Genomic DNA, 16,399 nt, shown 5'->3' on the forward strand with positions numbered 1-16,399 from the left:
ATGGTTCTCTTCAATACCTTAGAGCTCCCCCGCCCGGCCGCAGCAGCACATCGCCAGCCGAAGGAGCTCCCGTGGCAGACCGCACACCCCCGCTGAGCGTCGAGGAGCTGCACACCCTCGTCGCAAGTGGTGAGATCGACACTGTCGTCCTGGCCTTCCCCGACATGCAAGGGCGGCTGCAGGGCAAGCGGTTCGCCGCCCGCTTCTTCCTCGACGAGGTCCTGCGCCACGGCACCGAGGGCTGCAACTACCTCCTGGCCGTCGACACCGAGATGAACACCGTCGACGGCTACGCCATGTCCTCCTGGGACCGCGGCTACGGCGACTTCGCCATGCACCCCGACCTCGCCACCCTCCGCCGCGTGCCCTGGAACGCGGGCACCGCGATGCTCGTCGCCGACCTCGCCTGGAACGACGGCTCCCCGGTCGTCGCCGCACCCCGCCAGATCCTCCGCCGCCAGCTGGAGCGCCTCGCCGAACTCGGCTACACCGCACAGGTCGGTACGGAGCTGGAGTTCATCGTGTTCAAGGACACCTACGAGGCGGCCTGGGACGCCAACTACCGGGGGCTGACCCCGGTCAACCAGTACAACATCGACTACTCGGTGCTGGGGACCGGGCGGATCGAGCCCCTGCTGCGCCGGATCCGCAACGAGATGGCGGGGGCCGGGCTGACCGTCGAGTCCGCCAAGGGCGAGTGCAACCCCGGACAGCACGAGATCGCCTTCCGCTACGACGAGGCCCTGGTCACCTGCGACCAGCACGCGATCTACAAGACCGGTGCCAAGGAGATCGCCGCCCAGGAGGGCGTCTCGCTCACCTTCATGGCCAAGTACAACGAGCGGGAGGGCAACTCCTGCCACATCCACCTGTCGTTGACCGACGCGGACGGGCGCAACGTCTTCGCCGACCCCGACGGGCCCGGCATGTCCGACGTGATGCGGCACTTCCTCGCCGGACAGCTCGCCGCCCTCCGTGACTTCTCGCTCCTCTACGCCCCCAACATCAACAGCTACAAGCGGTTCCAGCCGGGCTCCTTCGCGCCGACCGCCGTCGCCTGGGGCCCGGACAACCGCACCTGCGCGCTGCGCGTCGTCGGCCACGGCCGCTCGCTGCGCTTCGAGAACCGGCTGCCCGGCGGCGACGTCAACCCGCACCTGGCCGTCGCCGGTCTGGTCGCGGCCGGGCTGTACGGCATCGAGCAGCAGCTGGAACTGCCCGAGGCCTGCCCCGGCAACGCCTACACCGCCGACTTCGCGCACGTCCCGACCACCCTCCGCGAGGCCGCCGAACTCTGGGAGAACAGCCCCGTCGCCAAGGCCGCCTTCGGCGACGAGGTCGTCGCGCACTACCGCAACATGGCCCGCGTCGAGCTGGAGGCCTTCGACGCCGCGGTGACCGACTGGGAGCTGCGCCGCTCCTTCGAACGCATGTGAGGCACCTCTTGTCGCAACAGGAACAGCAACAGTACGAACTCGACGTCCTCGACCCGGCCACGGAGGAGGTGATCGCGACCGTCCCGGGGGCCCTGGAGGCGGACGTCGACGCCGCCGTACGCCGGGCCGCCCGCGCCCAGGAGCGGTGGGCCGCGCTCGCACCCGGCGAACGGGCCCGGCTGCTGCGCCGGCTCGCCGTCGCCGTCGACGAACACCGCGAAGAGCTCGCCCAGCTGGAGGTCCGGGAGGCCGGGCACACCGTCGGCAACGCCCGCTGGGAGGCCGGCAACGTCCGGGACCTCCTCGACTACGCGGCCGGGGGAGTGGAGCGGCTCACCGGCCGCCAGATCCCGGTGCCCGGCGGCCTGGACGTCACGCTCCTCGAACCCCTCGGGGTGGTCGGCGTCATCGCCCCCTGGAACTTCCCCATGCCCATCGCGGCCTGGGGCACCGCGCCCGCCCTCGCCGCCGGCAACGCGGTGATCCTCAAGCCGGCCGAGACGACCCCGCTCACCGCCCTCCGCCTCGCCGAACTCGCCCTGGCCGCGGGCCTCCCCGAGCACCTCTTCCAGGTGCTGCCCGGCCGCGGCGACATCGCGGGCGAGGCGCTGGTCCGCCACCCCGGCGTCGCGAAGATCGTGTTCACCGGCTCCACCCGCGTCGGCAAGCGCATCATGGCGCTCTGCGCCGACCAGGTGAAGCGCGTGACCCTCGAACTCGGCGGCAAGAGCCCCAACCTCGTCTTCGCCGACGCCGACATCGAGGCCGCGGCGGCAGCGGCGCCCATGTCCTTCCTGGACAACTCCGGCCAGGACTGCTGCGCCCGTACCCGCATCCTCGTCCAACGGACCGTGTACGACCGCTTCCTGGAACTCCTCGCCCCCGCCGTCGAGTCCGTGACCGTGGGCGACCCGGCGGACGAGAAGACGGACATGGGCCCGCTGATCTCCAAGGCCCAGCTGGAACGGGTCCGTTCGTACGTCGACGCCGACGCGCCCGGCGTCCGCGGCAAGGCCCCGGAGGGTCCCGGCTTCTGGTTCCCGCCGACCGTCCTCACCGGCGTCGATCCACGTGCGCCCGTGGCCGCCGAGGAGGTCTTCGGACCCGTCGCCGTGGTCCTCCCCTTCGACGACGAGGCCGACGCCGTCCGCCTCGCGAACGACACCGAGTACGGCCTCTCCGGCTCGATCTGGACCCGTGACGTCGGCCGGGCGCTGCGCGTCTCCCAGGCCGTCAAGGCCGGCAACCTGTCCGTCAACTCCCACTCCAGCGTCCGCTACTGGACCCCCTTCGGCGGCTTCAAGCAGTCGGGGATCGGCCGCGAACTCGGCCCGGACGCGCTCACCGCCTTCACCGAAACCAAGAACGTCTTCATCAGCACGGAGGGCCCCGCACAGTGACCGCTGAGACCCCTGACATCGTCTGCCGCCGGCTCGTAGGCCGTACCGCCGTCATCACCGGAGCCGGCAGCGGCATCGGCCTCGCCACCGCGCGCCGGCTGGCCTCCGAGGGCGCCCACGTCGTCTGCGGCGACGTCGACGAGACCCGCGGCAAGGCCGCCGCCGAGGAGGTCGGCGGGCTCTTCGTGAAGGTCGACGTCACCGACGCCGAACAGGTCGATGCCCTGTTCAAGACCGCCTTCGACACCTACGGCAGCGTCGACATCGCCTTCAACAACGCCGGTATCTCGCCGCCCGACGACGACTCCATCCTGGAGACGGGACTGGAGGCCTGGAAGCGCGTCCAGGAGGTCAACCTCACCTCCGTCTACCTGTGCTGCAAGGCCGCCATCCCCTACATGCGGCAGCAGGGCAAGGGCTCCATCATCAACACGGCGTCCTTCGTGGCCCGGATGGGCGCGGCCACCTCGCAGATCTCCTACACCGCCTCCAAGGGCGGAGTCCTCGCCATGTCCCGTGAACTGGGCGTGCAGTTCGCCCGGGAGGGCATCCGCGTCAACGCGCTCTGCCCGGGACCGGTCAACACCCCGCTCCTCCAGGAGCTGTTCGCCAAGGACCCCGAGCGGGCCGCCCGCCGCCTGGTGCACATCCCGCTCGGCCGGTTCGCCGAGGCCGAGGAGATCGCCGCCGCCGTCGCCTTCCTCGCCAGCGACGACTCCTCCTTCGTCAACGCCAGCGACTTCCTGGTGGACGGCGGGATCTCTGGGGCGTACGTCACGCCCCTCTAGGAGTCCGTGTACGGACCCCCACCCCCGCCCTACAGTGCGGGAGTGAGCATGACGCCGCCGCCCGGCTGGTACGCCGATCCCGAGGCCCCGCACCTGGAGTGCTGGTGGGACGGACGGGCCTGGACCGAGCACCGGCGCAGCCCGTCCGGCCTCCCCGCGCCGCCCACCCCGGCGGCGCGGGCGTCCGGACGGGCCAAGGCGGTCGCCCTGTCGTCCACCGCGGCCGTGCTGGCGACGGCCATAGTCTGCGGCGCGACCGTGCTCCGCACCGACGAGGCGAGCGGCGGAACCGGCACCACCGTCCGCGCCGCCCCCAGCGCGGCGGCGCCCCCGTCCCTCGTCGTCGACCAGCTCAACGGCATCACCCTGCCGGTCCCGGCCGGCTGGACCGGCTCCTCCTACCTCGCCCAGGACGACGTCGTGATGACCACCGACGGCACCTACGCCTGCCCGGCCCACACCGGCCGGTGCCGCCACGGCCAGGTCATCAGCCGTACGGCGGGCAGCGCCGACGGCGCCTCCCCGCGTACCGTCGCCGAACGGGACGTACCCGACGCGGCCGAGGCGGCCTACGGCCACGATCCCGGCGGCCGCCGGCCCTACGGCGGCATCCGTTCCCACCAGGTCGTGAAGTCGGGCCGGGTCGCGGTGGCGGGCCGCGACGGCTTCCTGGTGCGCTGGCGGGTCCGGACGGCCGACGGACCGGGCGGCTACGTCCAGTCCGTGGCCTTCCCGTCCGACACCGGCGTGCCGGCCCCGGTCGTCGTCCGGTTCGTCTTCGACGCGGGCCCGGACGGGCCGCCGCTGTCCGACATGGACAAGATCACCAGCGGGATCCGCCCGGTCGGATAGCGGCCGGCCGGTCAGAGGAAGGTGTGACCTTCGCCCCGGTACGTCGGCACGGTCGCCGTCACCCGGTCGCCCTCGACCAGCTGCAGCTCCGCGAACCGCTCGCACAGCTCGCCCGCCTTGGCGTGCCGGAACCACACCTTGTCACCGAGCAGCAGATCGTCCGCCGCCGAGCCGAGCAGCGGGGTCTGCACCTCGCCGGGGCCCTCCTGGGAGTCGTACGACAGCCCCTCCGGCAGGTACGGCACCGGCAGCCGGTCCGGGCCCGCGGCACCCGAGGCGGGGTAGCCGCCGCCGAGGACCGTGACCACCCCGACACCGGGCCGCCGGACCACCGGCATGGCGAACAGGGCGGCCGGACGGCCCGTGAACGACGTGTAGTTGTCGAAGAGACGCGGCACGTACAGACCCGACCCGGCCGCTATCTCGGTGACCGCGTCCTCCGCCGCCGTGGTCTGCACACTGCCCGTGCCGCCGCCGTTGACGAACTCCAGGTCCGGGGCCACCGCCCGGACCGCCCGCACCACCGCGCCGCGCCGCTCGGCCAGCTCACGGCGGGCGGTGGCCTGCATCAGCCGCACCGCGCGGGAGCGCAGCGGCCGGCCGGCGACATCGTCCCCGACCCCGGCGATGTGCCCCTCGTACCCCATGATCCCGACCAGCTTGAAGCCCGGCCGCCGGACCACGGTCCGGGCCAGGTCGGCGAGCTGGGCGGGGGAGTACAGCGGCGAGCGCCGGGCCCCGACCCGCACCCGGCTCCCGAACAGCTTCAGCGAGGTGTCCAACTCCAGGCAGACCCGGACCACTTCGCTCCCGCCGTCCCGGGCGCCGTCGATCAGGTCGAGGTGCGCCGGGTCGTCGATCATCACCGTCACGGCGGCGGCCAGCTTCGGATCGGCGGCCAGCTCGGCGAACGCGCTCCGGTCGGCGGACGGGTACGCCAGCAGGACGTCGTCGAACCCCGACCTCGCGAGCCACAGCGACTCCGCGAGCGTGAACGACATGATCCCCGCGAAACCGTCCTTCGCGAGCACCCGTTCCAGTAGGTGGCGGCAGCGCACGGACTTGCTCGCAACCCGGATCGGCTTGCCGCCGGCCCGGCGTACGAGGTCGTCCGCGTTGGCGTCGAAGGCCTCCAGATCGACGATCGCGAGAGGGGCGTCCAAGTGGGCGGTGGCCCGGTCGTAACGGGCCCGGTCGGCGGCGCGCGCAGTCATGAACGAAGCCTGCCAGACAGGATTACCGCAGGGTAGGGGGACGATCCGGGCAGATGCCGCGGGCCCGCGGACTGGTTGCCGTTCGCGCTCGCACAACCCGTAGAGTGACGCGCACGTACGGCGGAACGACCCGGCCGCCTGACCCGCGCCGGGATGCGGATCCGCGCGTGCGGGTATGCGTGCCCGGGGCGGACGCCTTCGCACCGGGGGGCACGGCGGCCCGTACGAGGAGTTGGCCCGGGCACGAGGAAACGGGGGGCGCATGAGCGGCGAAGCGCGGCACGCCCCGATCCCACGACGACCCTCGCCCGACCACGGCCCGACGGAGCCCGGCGGGGAGCCTGCGCCAGCGCCCGAGGCGGCGCGGCCGGGCAACGGCGGCACCGGCCGCGGCGACACCCCGACCACGGCCGACGCGTCCCGCCGGGCGGACCGGCCCGGGTTCTTCGAGCGGCCGGCCCGGATGAACCGGTCGCAGCGGCCGGACGTATCCACCGGTGGGGCCGGGACCACCGGGCAGGACCAGCTGCCGGGACGGCCCGGCGGGCAGCAGAGTCGTGATGACCGGACGAGTCGGGGCGGTGCGGTGGGGCAGGCCGAACAGGGTGCGGGGGATCGGGCGGTCACCCGCTCGACGTCCGCCGAACGCATCGTTCGGCCCCGCCACCCCGGCTTCCGGCCCCCACCGGACCAGCCGCCCCGGAACGCCGCCCCCGCATCCCCGCCCCCGCCACCGGCCTCGGCCCGCTTCCCGGACACACCACCGGCGCCCTCCGCGTTCCTCGGCGGGGGCACCGGCGTGGAGACCGGTCGAGGGGGGCCGTCGGCGTCCCCGGACCGGGACCCCGGCCGCGCCGTACCGCCCGCGTCCGCCGGGCGGGAGAACGGGCGGGAGACCGGCCGGACCGCGCCGTTCCGGCTGTCCTACGGCTCCGCCCCGGCGCCCCGTCGCGCGGATTCCGGGCCGGCACCGACCGCCCCGCCGCGCCCCCTTCGGGCGGCGGCGGAGCCGAAGCCGCCGTCGGAGCCGGACGAGCGGGCTACCGCCGCAGGTCCGTCGGCCGCGCCGTCCGGCGACACCACCGCGGGCCCGTCCGGCAGGTCCGGCGCGGCCGGGCCCGGACGGCTCGAACCGCCGCGCGGCGACTACCCGGCCACCGCCGTCGGCATGCAGGACTCGGGCAGCGCGTGGAGCCCGCACATGCGGACCTTCCCTGTCCCGACCGCCCCGCCCCGCCCCACGTCACCCCCGAAGGCCGCCCCACCGCCACCCCGGCCCACCCGGTCGCCGTCCGCCGACACGCCACCGCGCCCGACGGCCGCCCCGACGGCGGGCACCCCACCGCGCCCGGCCGGCCCTCCGCCGACCGGTGCCCCCGCGCGTCCCGCGGGGCCTGCCGCGCCCGGCGCCCCTCCGCGTCCGACGGCGGCTCCGGCAGCCGGTGCCCCGGGTGGCGAGGCGCCGCCTCGGCCGGCCGGCCCGGCCGCCTCCCGCCCGCCGCGTCCGGTGGGGCTCCCGGACGACGGGGTCCCGCCGCGTTCCGCCCCTTCGCCGGCGACCGGCACGGCGTTCCCGGCCGTCGACGGTTCCGCCCGCCCGTCAGTGGGCGCACCGCCACGGCCCTCGGCAGCCCCGGCCCCGGCCCCGGCACCGGCCCGTCCGGACTCCGCCTCCGTGCCCTCGCCCGCCCCCGCTCCGCCGTCCTACCGCGACACCGCTCCGCCGCCCCACCACTTCGGCCCCGCCCCGGACCCCTCGATGTCCTGGAGCGTCTCCGCGGGAACTCCCGGCCGGGAGCGGCCCGTTGTCACCTTCGGTGAGCCCGAGGGGTACGACGAGCGTGGGCGGGGGCTGTCGTTGGCCGGTCGCGTGGCGCCCCGTACCGCCGCTGCCGCCGCCTGCATGGTCCTCGGCCTCGGCCTCATCGGCGGCGCGGTGACCGGCGGCTGGATCGTCGGCGACGGCGGTGACGCGAGCGCGGCGACCAGCTTCAGCTCCGCCGCCGGCCTCTGGCACGAGGTGCCCGTGGACGAGCTGTTCCCGCGCACCGTGCAGGGCACCGGCGCCGGCCCCGGCGGAGCCGACCGCACCTGGACCCGGATCGCCGTCGCCCCGGCCGGCGGCTGCACCGGCGCCTTCGACCCGCTGCTGCGCAAGGCCCTCGCACCCGTCGGCTGCCAGCGCCTGATCCGCGCCACCTACACCGACGCCACCCAGAGCTACGTGACCACCGTCGGCCTGCTGTTCACCAAGGCCGACTCGGCCGGCATGGCCGCGCTCGCCAGGCGGTTCACGAGCGAACGCCTGGACCGCCGTACCGACCTGCTGCCCCTTCCGTACGCCGCGAAGGGCACCGCCGCCGAGCGGTTCGGCCCGCACCAGCGCGCCTCCTGGACGATCTCCGTGCTCACCGACGCCCCGGTCGTCGCCTACGCCGTCTCCGGCTGGGCCGACGGCCGTACCGTCGACACCCCGCAGCCCGCAGCCGACGCCGAGGCGTCCGGCGCCACCACGGCCGCGGCCCAGGCCGGCCTCGGCAACGAGGCGGAGGGCCTGGCCGACCGCATCGAACGGCGGCTGCGCCAGAACATCGTCGGTCCGGCAACGGAGAAGCCCTCATGAAGCGCCGCGCGACCGGGGCCGCGGTGAGCCTGCTGCTGGCCGGCTCGCTCGCCCTGCTGCCCTCCACCACCGCGTACGCGGACAGCATCCGCGCCCAGCAGTGGGGCCTGTCCGCCCTGCACCTCGACGAGGCCTGGCGGACCACCAAGGGCAGGGGCATCACCGTCGCCGTCCTGGACACCGGCGTCGAGGCCGACCACCCGGACCTCGCCGGCAACGTCCTGACCGCCAAGGACATGATCGGCTTCGGCGCCGGTCCCGGCGACCGCGACTGGGCCCGGCACGGCACCGCCATGGCCGGCATCATCGCCGGTCACGGCCACGGGGTCGGCAACGGCGACGGCGTGATGGGCGTGGCGCCCGAGGCCAGGATCCTCCCCGTCCGGGTCATCCTCGAAGACGGCGACAGCGCCCGTGCCAAGGCCCGCTCCACCCGGGGCAACGCCCTCGCCGAGGGCATCCGCTGGGCTGCCGACCACGGCGCCGACGTCATCAACCTCTCCCTCGGCGACGACTCCGACTCCGCGCACCCCGAGCCCAGCGAGGACGAGGCCATCCAGTACGCCCTGAAGAAGGACGTCGTGGTCGTCGCCTCGGCGGGCAACGGCGGCGACAAGGGCGACCACATCTCCTACCCGGCCGCCTACCCGGGCGTCATCGCCGCCACCGCGGTGGACAAGTTCGGCACCCGCGCCGGCTTCTCCACCCGCCGCTGGTACGCCACGGTCAGCGCGCCCGGCGTCGACATCGTCATCGCCGACCCGGACCACAAGTACTACGAGGGCTGGGGGACGAGCGCAGCCTCCGCCTTCGTCTCCGGTGCCGTGGCCCTGATCAAGGCCGCCCACCCCGGGCTCACCCCGGCCCAGATCAAGAAACTCCTGGAGGACACCGCCCGCGACGCCCCGGCGGGCGGCCGCGACGACTCCCGGGGCTTCGGCATGATCGACCCGGCCGCCGCCATCAGGTCCGCGGCCAGGCTCAAGACGCAGGACCTGACCTCCGCGTCGTACAGCAAGAAGTACTTCGGCTCGGGCCCGGACCCGGAGGAGAAGACGTCGAGCGCGACGGACTGGGCAGCCCCGCTGGCGGGCGGCTCGGGCGGCGTCCTGCTGGTGGCGTCGGTGGTCCTGTGGCGGAGCCGCCGCAGAGCTCTCTGACTCGCCCCACTCCTCGAAATGCCCCGCACCGGAGCGCCCCGCACCGAAACGCCCCGCACCGAAACGCCCCGCACCGGAGCGCCCCGTCAGGGGCGCTGGGGGTACCCCCGGCCGAAGGCTGGGGGAGGAACTGCGCGACCAGCCCCCACCGGCCCGCACCCGCCCGCAGACCGCCGTCGCCACCCCCTACTGCGAAGCCGAAGCCGACGCGGACCCGGAAGACGAGTCGGCCTTCGCGAAGGAACCCACCGCCGCCTTCGCAGCCGCCTCCACCAGCGAGATCCCCCTGGCCTGGCTCACGGTCCCCTTCGACAGCACGGCCACCAGATAGTCCGTCCCGCCCACCGTCACCCGCCCGATGCTGTTGACGTCCCACAACCCGGTCGTGCTCCGCGCCAGCCACCCGTTCTTCAGCTCGTACTGCGAACCGTCGGCGGCGGCCGAGACCCCCCACCGCTGGTCCGACTCGACCGTCTTCATCAGCCCCTGGATGTACGCCCGCGAGGCCTCGCTCAGCTTCGAGTCGTCCCCGAACACCTGCTGGAGCAGGGTGAGCTGGTCGGCGGCGGTGGTCTGCGACAGCCCCCACAGCGCGCCGTCGCCGCCCTCGGTCGACGTCAGCCCGAACCGTCTGTTCGCGGCGTCTAGCCCCGCCGCCTTGCCGATGACGTCCCACAGCTGTGACGCCGACGTGTTGTCGCTGTTCTCGATCATCTTCGTGGCGTACGCCTTCTCCGTCGCCGTCAGATGCCGGCCGGCGTCCTGCGCCTGCAGCAGCAGCGTCGCCAGGATGTCGACCTTGACGATGCTCGCGGTGTCGAAGGCCGCGTCCCCGTAGGCCGCGCTGTCACCGGAGTCCAGGTCCAGGACGGCCGCCGCGACCTTCGCCCCGGACGGTACGGTCACCTTTCCCAGCGCCGAACTCAGCAGCGCGTCCCGGTCCACGGCCGGCTCCGTCACGGGTTCCACCGATGCCTCCCCACTCGCCGAGGCCGAGGCCGAGGAGGACGGCGTCGGCGACGCCGCCGAGGATACGGCGTTGTCGCCGGCGTGCGCCTTCACGTACACGGTGCCCGCCGCGGTGGCCCCGACGACGGCGACCGCGGCGAGGGAGACGTAGAGAAGGCCCCGGCGCCGGGGCCGGGCGCGGCGGCGGGCCCGACGGGATCCTGAGGTGGCTCTGGGGGACTCCATGCCCGCGATGCTCGGGGCGGCGACTGTGCGAGCCGTTTGTCGGACGTTAGAAGTAGGTCAGGGAAATCTGAGATTCCCGTGAAAGCCGTGTCGAACCGGTTTCGGGGGCCGCACAACCGCAGCAGCATCCCACCGATAGGGTCGGGGACCGTGGCGAACAAGAACATTCCCGACTCCGGCTTCTCCGACGACGACGGCTCCGCCGATCCCCGGCTGGCCGCCGCGCTGGCCGCCTGGGCCGCGGACCGAAGCCTTGTCGCGCCGGTCCTGGAGGCGCTGAAGGGCGCCCGGCTCCTGGTCCCGGTGGTCGCCGTGCTCGGCGAGGTCGAGGAGGACAGTGAGGAGGGGCGCGAAGCTCGTCGGAAGGGTGGTGGCGGGCGTCGGGAGGGCGGGCTGCGCCGCGAGAAGACCAGCGACATGGCCGTGCCCACCCTGAGGGCGGGCGGCCGCACCGCCCTGCCGGCCTTCACCTCCACCGAGTCGCTGGCCCGGTGGGACCCGGCGGCCCGGCCGGTCGCCGTACCCCTGCACCAGGCGCTGCAGGCCGCCGCGCACGAGAAGGCCGACACGGTGGTGCTCGACCTGTCGGGGCCGGTGCCGTTCGAGCTGACCGGTGCCGCGCTGCGCGCCCTCGCCGAGGGGCGTACGACCACCGACCCGCTCGCCGACCCGGCCGTGGTCGGGGCGGTCCGGGCCGCGGTGGCCGCCGAGCCCGCCGTGCTCCGGGCCCACCTCGGGCCCGGAGCGGCCGACGGGACGCTGGCGCTGGTCCTCGACCCGGCCGCGGCGCCGCCCGCCGAGGCCGCCCGGGCCGTCGCCGAGCGGCTGGCCGCGGACGAGACACTGCGGGCCCGCCTGGTGCGCGGCCTCGACCTGGCGCTGCTGCCGGCCGGGACCACGCCTCCGGGCGAGCCCTTGTACGTAAGAGACTGAGCGGCGGCTAGCCGTAGACCGGGCCGGTGTACTTCTCGCCGGGGCCCTGGCCGGGCTCGTCGGGGACGACGGAGGCCTCGCGGAAGGCCAGCTGGAGCGACTTCAGGCCGTCCCGCAGCGGGGCCGCGTGGAAGGAGCTGATCTCGGTCGCGGACGCGTCGAGCAGCCCGGCGAGGGCGGCGACCAGCTTGCGGGCCTCGTCCAGGTCCTTGTACTTGTCCCCCTCCTCGGTCAGACCGAGCTTCACGGCCGCGGCGCTCATCAGGTTGACGGCGACCGTCACGATCACCTCGACCGCGGGGACCTCGGCGATGTCGCGGGTCATCTCGTCGAAGTCGGGCTGTCCGGCGTCACCGGGGCCGGGAAGGGGCGTCTCACTCATGCCCCACACGATAGGCGCAGGGGTGCGGGGCCTCTTACTTAGCCCCAGGTCGTCTCAATTAGCCCCGCACCGGCTTTGCTGCTAGCCTGGTGTGACGACCGGCCGGACAGGTATGCCTCTCAGCTAGCTGAACCGGCCCACAAGTGGAGGCTCCGAACTCCCACCCGACCACCCTCTGGGCGGCGGGTCACCGGTCAGACGGTCGCTTCGCCTTCACGGTGACGGCGTTCCGTCCGATTGTGCGCCCCGCGATCCCCGCGGCGGTGTTCCGGTAGTTCGAGGAGCCCCGCCTGTGATCGTCCGGGGCATTTTTTCTGCTTCGGTGCGGTTAGGTCTCACGAAAACAGACGTTGCGCGGCGGTCCGCCAGACCGCCGTGTGGTGCTACCGAGGAGGATCCATCAGCACCGAGCCCCGCATCAACGACCGGATTCGCGTTCCCGAGGTGCGACTTGTCGGTCCCAGCGGCGAGCAGGTCGGGATTGTCCCGCTTGCCAAGGCGCTGGAGCTTGCGCAGGAGTACGACCTGGACCTGGTCGAGGTCGCGGCGAACGCCCGTCCGCCCGTGTGCAAGCTCATGGACTACGGGAAGTTCAAGTACGAGTCGGCCATGAAGGCCCGTGAGGCGCGCAAGAACCAGGCGCACACGGTCATCAAGGAAATGAAGCTCCGGCCGAAGATCGACCCGCACGACTATGACACCAAGAAGGGTCACGTCGTCCGGTTCCTCAAGCAGGGCGACAAGGTCAAGATCACGATCATGTTCCGTGGTCGCGAGCAGTCCCGGCCCGAGCTGGGCTACCGACTGCTGCAGCGGCTCGCGGAGGACGTCCAGGACCTCGGCTTCGTGGAGTCGAACCCGAAGCAGGACGGCCGGAACATGATCATGGTTCTCGGTCCGCACAAGAAGAAGACCGAGGCGATGGCCGAGGCCCGTCAGGCGCAGGAGGCCCGCAAGGCGGATGCGAAGGCCAACCCCGGCCGCTCGCAGAACGCTGCCGAGCTCGAAGCGGCCGAGGCGCCTGCCGAGGAACCCGCCGAGGAGCACGCCGAGGCGTGATCCCGGGGTCAACGCCCCAGGCCGACACCAGGGGCGCGAGTCCCAGGTTGTAACCGATACAAGAGCGACGTTCCACCGTGCCCGGTTTCGCGACCGGGCACCGGAGCGCCACCGACGAGGAGATAACGGCGCTATGCCGAAGAACAAGACGCACAGCGGTGCCAGCAAGCGCTTCAAGGTCACCGGCTCCGGCAAGGTCCTGCGTGAGCGCGCCGGCAAGCGCCACCTGCTCGAGCACAAGTCGTCCCGTGTGACGCGTCGCCTCACCGGCAACGCCGAGATGGCCCCGGGTGACACCGCGAAGATCAAGAAGCTTCTCGGCAAGTGACACGCGGGCGCCGGCCGGCGCCCATGAGTCAGCAGTACCGGGACCCAGTCGTTTCCGGGCCGCGTGAGTCCAACCGCGGCCCCGCTACAAGGAGTTAAAAAGTGGCACGCGTCAAGCGGGCAGTCAACGCCCACAAGAAGCGCCGGGCGATCCTCGAGGCGGCCTCCGGCTACCGCGGTCAGCGTTCGCGCCTGTACCGCAAGGCCAAGGAGCAGGTCACCCACTCGCTGGTCTACAACTACAACGACCGCAAGAAGCGCAAGGGCGACTTCCGTCAGCTGTGGATCCAGCGCATCAACGCCGCTGCCCGCGCCAACGGCATCACCTACAACCGCTTCATCCAGGGTCTGAAGGCCGCGAACGTCGAGGTCGACCGCAAGATCCTCGCGGAGCTGGCCGTCAACGACATCAACGCTTTCGCCGCGCTCGTCGAGGTGGCCCAGAAGGCGCTGCCGTCGGATGTCAACGCCCCCAAGGCGGCGTGACGCTGCGCTGGCTTCGGCCGACGTGACTTGAGGACCCGCAGGCTCCAGGGCTTGCGGGTCCTGCTGTTGCCGCCGCGGTCCGCCGTCTCTCGGCCGCGGGCCGGTGGGGCCTTGTCGCGCAGTTCCCCGCGCCCCTTCAGGGCGCATAGCTGCGCCCACCCGCGCCGCTGGCGCGGCACGGGTGGGCGCAGCGGGACCCCGCCAACGCGGGCGAGTGAAACCGTTGCCCCGGCCCAGGGCTCGGCACCGCCGAAAACGTACGTCGTGGTTCCTCGCCGTTGCGGCGGGAAATCTTTCGCTGAAGGTGAAGAACGAACATGCCCACCCCCGAGCTGATCTCCCCCCGTTCCGCCCGTGTGACCGCCGCGCGGCGGCTGGAGCGGCGGAACTTCCGGGGGAAGGAGCGGCTGTTTCTCGCCGAGGGGCCGCAGGCCGTGCGGGAGGCGGCCGGGCATCGGGTCGGTGACACGGCGACGCTCGTCGAGCTGTTCGCCACCGTCGAGGCCGCCGAGCGGTACGCCGACATCATCGGAGCGGCCAGGGCGGCCGGCGCCCGGATCCACCTCGCCGCCGAGGACGTCATCGCCGACATCTCCACCACCGTGACGCCCCAGGGGCTCGTCGGGGTCTGCCGGTTCCTGGACACGCCGTTCGAGGACATCCTCGCCGCCCGCCCCCGGCTCGTCGCCGTGCTCGCCAACGTCCGCGACCCCGGCAACGCCGGCACCGTGCTGCGGTGCGCCGACGCCGCGGGTGCGGAGGCAGTCGTACTGACCGACGCGTCGGTGGACCTGTACAACCCGAAGGCGGTACGGGCCTCGGTCGGGTCGCACTTCCATCTCCCCGTCGCTGTCGGCGTCCCCGTCGAGCAGGCCGTTGCCGGGCTGAAGGGCGTCGGCGTGCGGATCCTGGCCGCCGACGGGGCCGGGACCGACGACCTCGACGACGAACTCGACAAGGGGACCATGGGCGGGCCCACGGCCTGGGTGTTCGGGAACGAGGCCTGGGGGCTCCCGGAGGAGACCCGCGCGCTGGCGGACGCCGTCGTGCGCGTCCCGATCCACGGGAAGGCCGAAAGTCTGAACCTCGCCACCGCCGCCGCCGTATGTCTCTACGCATCGGCCCGTGCGCAGCGCGCCGCCGGAGGGTGCCGTTCCGTCACCGGGAGCTGAGCCCCCGCCGTCGGGTTCCCGCCTGCCGCGCGGCGCCTGGCACGCACGCACCGGACGCCGCGCGGTCCGCCCTTCGGGTGGACGGCGGGAATCCGGCGGCAGGGGCTAGTAGGGTGACCAGCTCGGGGGCCTGCTGCGCCGTCTGAGAGGTGGAGTACGGGGTATGACTGTCGGCACCAGCAACGCGCCGGGGGGCCGCGGCACCGGACGCGTACCCGCACCCCGGCACGGCGACCTCACCGGGCTCGGCATCGATCCCGACGAGCTGCCCGACGGCCTGGTGGTCGCCGACGAACACGGTCTCGTCGTCTGTTTCAACGCCGCCGCCGCCCGCATCACCGCCACCGCAGCCGCCGACGCCCTCGGACAGCGCCTGGAGAAGGCGCTCCCCTTAGAGGACCTGGAAGGGCGGCGCTGGTGGCAGCTCACCGACCCCTACGGCGGCCTCGCCATCCGGGTCGGCCAGCCCGAGCGCAACCTGCTGCTGCCCGGCGGACGGGAAGTGCTGGTGTCGGCCCGGTACGTGCGCGCCGAGCCCACCGGGCCCGTCCGCCGCGTCGTCGTGTCGCTGCGGGACACCGAGGCCCGGCGCCGTACCGAACGCAGCCACGCCGAGCTGATCGCGACCGTCGCGCACGAGCTGCGCTCGCCGCTGACCTCGGTCAAGGGGTTCACGGCCACCCTGCTCGCCAAGTGGGAACGGTTCACCGACGACCAGAAACGGCTGATGCTGGAGACGGTCGACGCGGACGCCGACCGGGTCACCCGGCTCATCGCCGAGCTGCTCGACATCTCCCGGATCGACAGCGGGCGGCTGGAGGTCCGCAGGCAACCCGTGGACATAGGCGCGGCCGTCGGACGGCACATCCAGGCCTACGTCGCCGCCGGGCTGCCCGCCGACCGTTTCCTGCTCCGCGTCGAGCAGCCGCTGCCCGCGCTGTGGGCCGACCCCGACAAGGTCGACCAGGTCCTCAGCAACCTCATCGAAAATGCCGTGCGGCACGGCGAGGGAACCGTCACCATTGACATCACGGCCACGGCATCCCCGCGCGAAGGCGAGGACACCGGTACGTCGGTCACGGTGAGCGACGAGGGGCCCGGCATCCCGGAGGAGTCCATGAACCGCGTCTTCACCCGCTTCTGGCGGGGCAGCAAGCGCGGCGGCACCGGACTTGGGCTGTACATCGTCAAGGGCATCGTCGAGGCCCACGGCGGCACCATCACCGTCGGACGCGCCCCCGGCGGCGGCGCCGAGTTCCGATTTACGTTGCCCGTGAGCGCGCCGGCGTATCTCGCCTGAGATCTGCCGAGCGGCCCGCGGGCGCATTCGTATACCTCCACCCCGTTAGACTCGGCCTTTGGCACCTTTGTGT

15 protein-coding genes are annotated in these 16,399 nt (G+C 73.2%); 12 read left to right on the forward strand and 3 right to left on the reverse strand.

What is annotated here, in order from left to right; genetic code table 11:
• The first annotated feature begins 71 nt into the window (after positions 1–71).
• Genes ACIQVL_RS23835 through ACIQVL_RS23850 form a run of 4 tightly spaced genes read left to right on the forward strand, consistent with a single transcriptional unit; the run spans position 72 to position 4,476 of the window.
• Positions 72–1,436 (forward strand): glutamine synthetase family protein, encoded by a 1,365-nt coding sequence (locus ACIQVL_RS23835; protein WP_403476295.1) that lies wholly within the window; start codon positions 72–74, stop codon positions 1,434–1,436.
• A gap of 8 nt (positions 1,437–1,444) precedes the next feature.
• On the forward strand, positions 1,445–2,836 hold the full coding sequence (locus ACIQVL_RS23840) for an aldehyde dehydrogenase family protein (protein ID WP_403476296.1): 1,392 nt from the start codon (positions 1,445–1,447) through the stop codon (positions 2,834–2,836).
• The gene (locus ACIQVL_RS23845; protein ID WP_403429409.1) at positions 2,833–3,624 is read left to right on the forward strand and encodes a 3-oxoacyl-ACP reductase; all 792 of its coding nucleotides are present in this window, start codon (positions 2,833–2,835) and stop codon (positions 3,622–3,624) included. The genes ACIQVL_RS23840 and ACIQVL_RS23845 overlap by 4 nt, the downstream gene beginning before the upstream one ends.
• 48 nt (positions 3,625–3,672) lie before the next feature.
• Positions 3,673–4,476 (forward strand): DUF2510 domain-containing protein, encoded by an 804-nt coding sequence (locus ACIQVL_RS23850; RefSeq protein WP_403476403.1) that lies wholly within the window; start codon positions 3,673–3,675, stop codon positions 4,474–4,476.
• An 11-nt stretch (positions 4,477–4,487) separates the two neighbouring features.
• On the opposite strand, the gene ACIQVL_RS23855 is transcribed toward ACIQVL_RS23850, so the two are convergent.
• Positions 4,488–5,690, reverse strand: a complete 1,203-nt coding sequence (locus ACIQVL_RS23855) for an amino acid deaminase/aldolase (RefSeq protein WP_403476297.1) — start codon at positions 5,688–5,690, stop codon at positions 4,488–4,490.
• A gap of 1,675 nt (positions 5,691–7,365) precedes the next feature.
• Between ACIQVL_RS23855 and ACIQVL_RS23860 the strand changes: the two genes are divergently transcribed.
• Complete coding sequence (locus ACIQVL_RS23860; RefSeq protein WP_403476298.1) at positions 7,366–8,313, forward strand: hypothetical protein; 948 nt, start codon at positions 7,366–7,368, stop codon at positions 8,311–8,313.
• Positions 8,310–9,473 carry a type VII secretion-associated serine protease mycosin gene (gene mycP / locus ACIQVL_RS23865; protein ID WP_403476299.1) on the forward strand — a complete coding sequence of 388 codons (1,164 nt, stop codon included), beginning with the start codon at positions 8,310–8,312 and terminating at the stop codon, positions 9,471–9,473. Before ACIQVL_RS23860 ends, mycP begins: the two co-directional genes overlap by 4 nt.
• A gap of 186 nt (positions 9,474–9,659) precedes the next feature.
• Here mycP and ACIQVL_RS23870 read toward each other — a convergent pair whose 3' ends face one another.
• Positions 9,660–10,667 carry a serine hydrolase gene (locus tag ACIQVL_RS23870; RefSeq protein ID WP_403476300.1) on the reverse strand — a complete coding sequence of 336 codons (1,008 nt, stop codon included), beginning with the start codon at positions 10,665–10,667 and terminating at the stop codon, positions 9,660–9,662.
• 150 nt (positions 10,668–10,817) lie between these two features.
• Between ACIQVL_RS23870 and ACIQVL_RS23875 the strand changes: the two genes are divergently transcribed.
• Entirely contained in the window at positions 10,818–11,600 is a 783-nt protein-coding gene (locus ACIQVL_RS23875; RefSeq protein WP_403429417.1) for an SseB family protein, read from the forward strand.
• A 7-nt stretch (positions 11,601–11,607) separates the two neighbouring features.
• Here the strand turns inward: ACIQVL_RS23875 and ACIQVL_RS23880 are convergent, their stop codons facing one another.
• Positions 11,608–11,982 carry a DUF1844 domain-containing protein gene (locus ACIQVL_RS23880; RefSeq protein ID WP_403476301.1) on the reverse strand — a complete coding sequence of 125 codons (375 nt, stop codon included), beginning with the start codon at positions 11,980–11,982 and terminating at the stop codon, positions 11,608–11,610.
• Positions 11,983–12,357: 375 nt separating this feature from the next.
• Here ACIQVL_RS23880 and infC point away from each other — a divergent pair, with 375 nt between their 5' ends.
• The 5 genes from infC (at position 12,358) to ACIQVL_RS23905 (ending at position 16,326) form a co-directional block, all read left to right on the forward strand.
• Positions 12,358–13,041, forward strand: coding sequence for a translation initiation factor IF-3 (infC, locus tag ACIQVL_RS23885; protein ID WP_403429419.1), 684 nt, complete (start codon positions 12,358–12,360; stop codon positions 13,039–13,041).
• Between the two features lie 133 nt (positions 13,042–13,174).
• On the forward strand, positions 13,175–13,369 hold the full coding sequence (gene rpmI / locus ACIQVL_RS23890) for a 50S ribosomal protein L35 (RefSeq protein WP_046726698.1): 195 nt from the start codon (positions 13,175–13,177) through the stop codon (positions 13,367–13,369).
• Between the two features lie 101 nt (positions 13,370–13,470).
• Positions 13,471–13,854 (forward strand): 50S ribosomal protein L20, encoded by a 384-nt coding sequence (gene rplT / locus ACIQVL_RS23895; RefSeq protein ID WP_358995009.1) that lies wholly within the window; start codon positions 13,471–13,473, stop codon positions 13,852–13,854.
• Positions 13,855–14,171: 317 nt separating this feature from the next.
• Positions 14,172–15,026 carry a TrmH family RNA methyltransferase gene (locus ACIQVL_RS23900; RefSeq protein WP_403476302.1) on the forward strand — a complete coding sequence of 285 codons (855 nt, stop codon included), beginning with the start codon at positions 14,172–14,174 and terminating at the stop codon, positions 15,024–15,026.
• 163 nt (positions 15,027–15,189) lie between these two features.
• Positions 15,190–16,326: a sensor histidine kinase gene (locus ACIQVL_RS23905; RefSeq protein ID WP_403429423.1), complete on the forward strand. Its 1,137-nt coding sequence runs from the start codon at positions 15,190–15,192 to the stop codon at positions 16,324–16,326.
• Positions 16,327–16,399 lie beyond the last annotated feature (73 nt).

This window comes from Streptomyces sp. NPDC090499, assembly GCF_044769305.1.
In the GTDB taxonomy this organism is placed as follows: Bacteria; Actinomycetota; Actinomycetes; order Streptomycetales; family Streptomycetaceae; genus Streptomyces.

Coding starts and splice junctions, on each gene's coding strand:
- mycP (WP_403476299.1), top strand. CDS start 8,310: ATGAAGCGCCGCGCGACCGGGGCCGCGGTGAGCCTGCTGCTGGCCGGC.
- rpmI (WP_046726698.1), top strand. CDS start 13,175: ATGCCGAAGAACAAGACGCACAGCGGTGCCAGCAAGCGCTTCAAGGTC.
- ACIQVL_RS23870 (WP_403476300.1), bottom strand. CDS start 10,667: ATGGAGTCCCCCAGAGCCACCTCAGGATCCCGTCGGGCCCGCCGCCGC.
- ACIQVL_RS23855 (WP_403476297.1), bottom strand. CDS start 5,690: ATGACTGCGCGCGCCGCCGACCGGGCCCGTTACGACCGGGCCACCGCC.
- ACIQVL_RS23900 (WP_403476302.1), top strand. CDS start 14,172: ATGCCCACCCCCGAGCTGATCTCCCCCCGTTCCGCCCGTGTGACCGCC.
- ACIQVL_RS23880 (WP_403476301.1), bottom strand. CDS start 11,982: ATGAGTGAGACGCCCCTTCCCGGCCCCGGTGACGCCGGACAGCCCGAC.
- ACIQVL_RS23850 (WP_403476403.1), top strand. CDS start 3,673: ATGACGCCGCCGCCCGGCTGGTACGCCGATCCCGAGGCCCCGCACCTG.
- ACIQVL_RS23905 (WP_403429423.1), top strand. CDS start 15,190: ATGACTGTCGGCACCAGCAACGCGCCGGGGGGCCGCGGCACCGGACGC.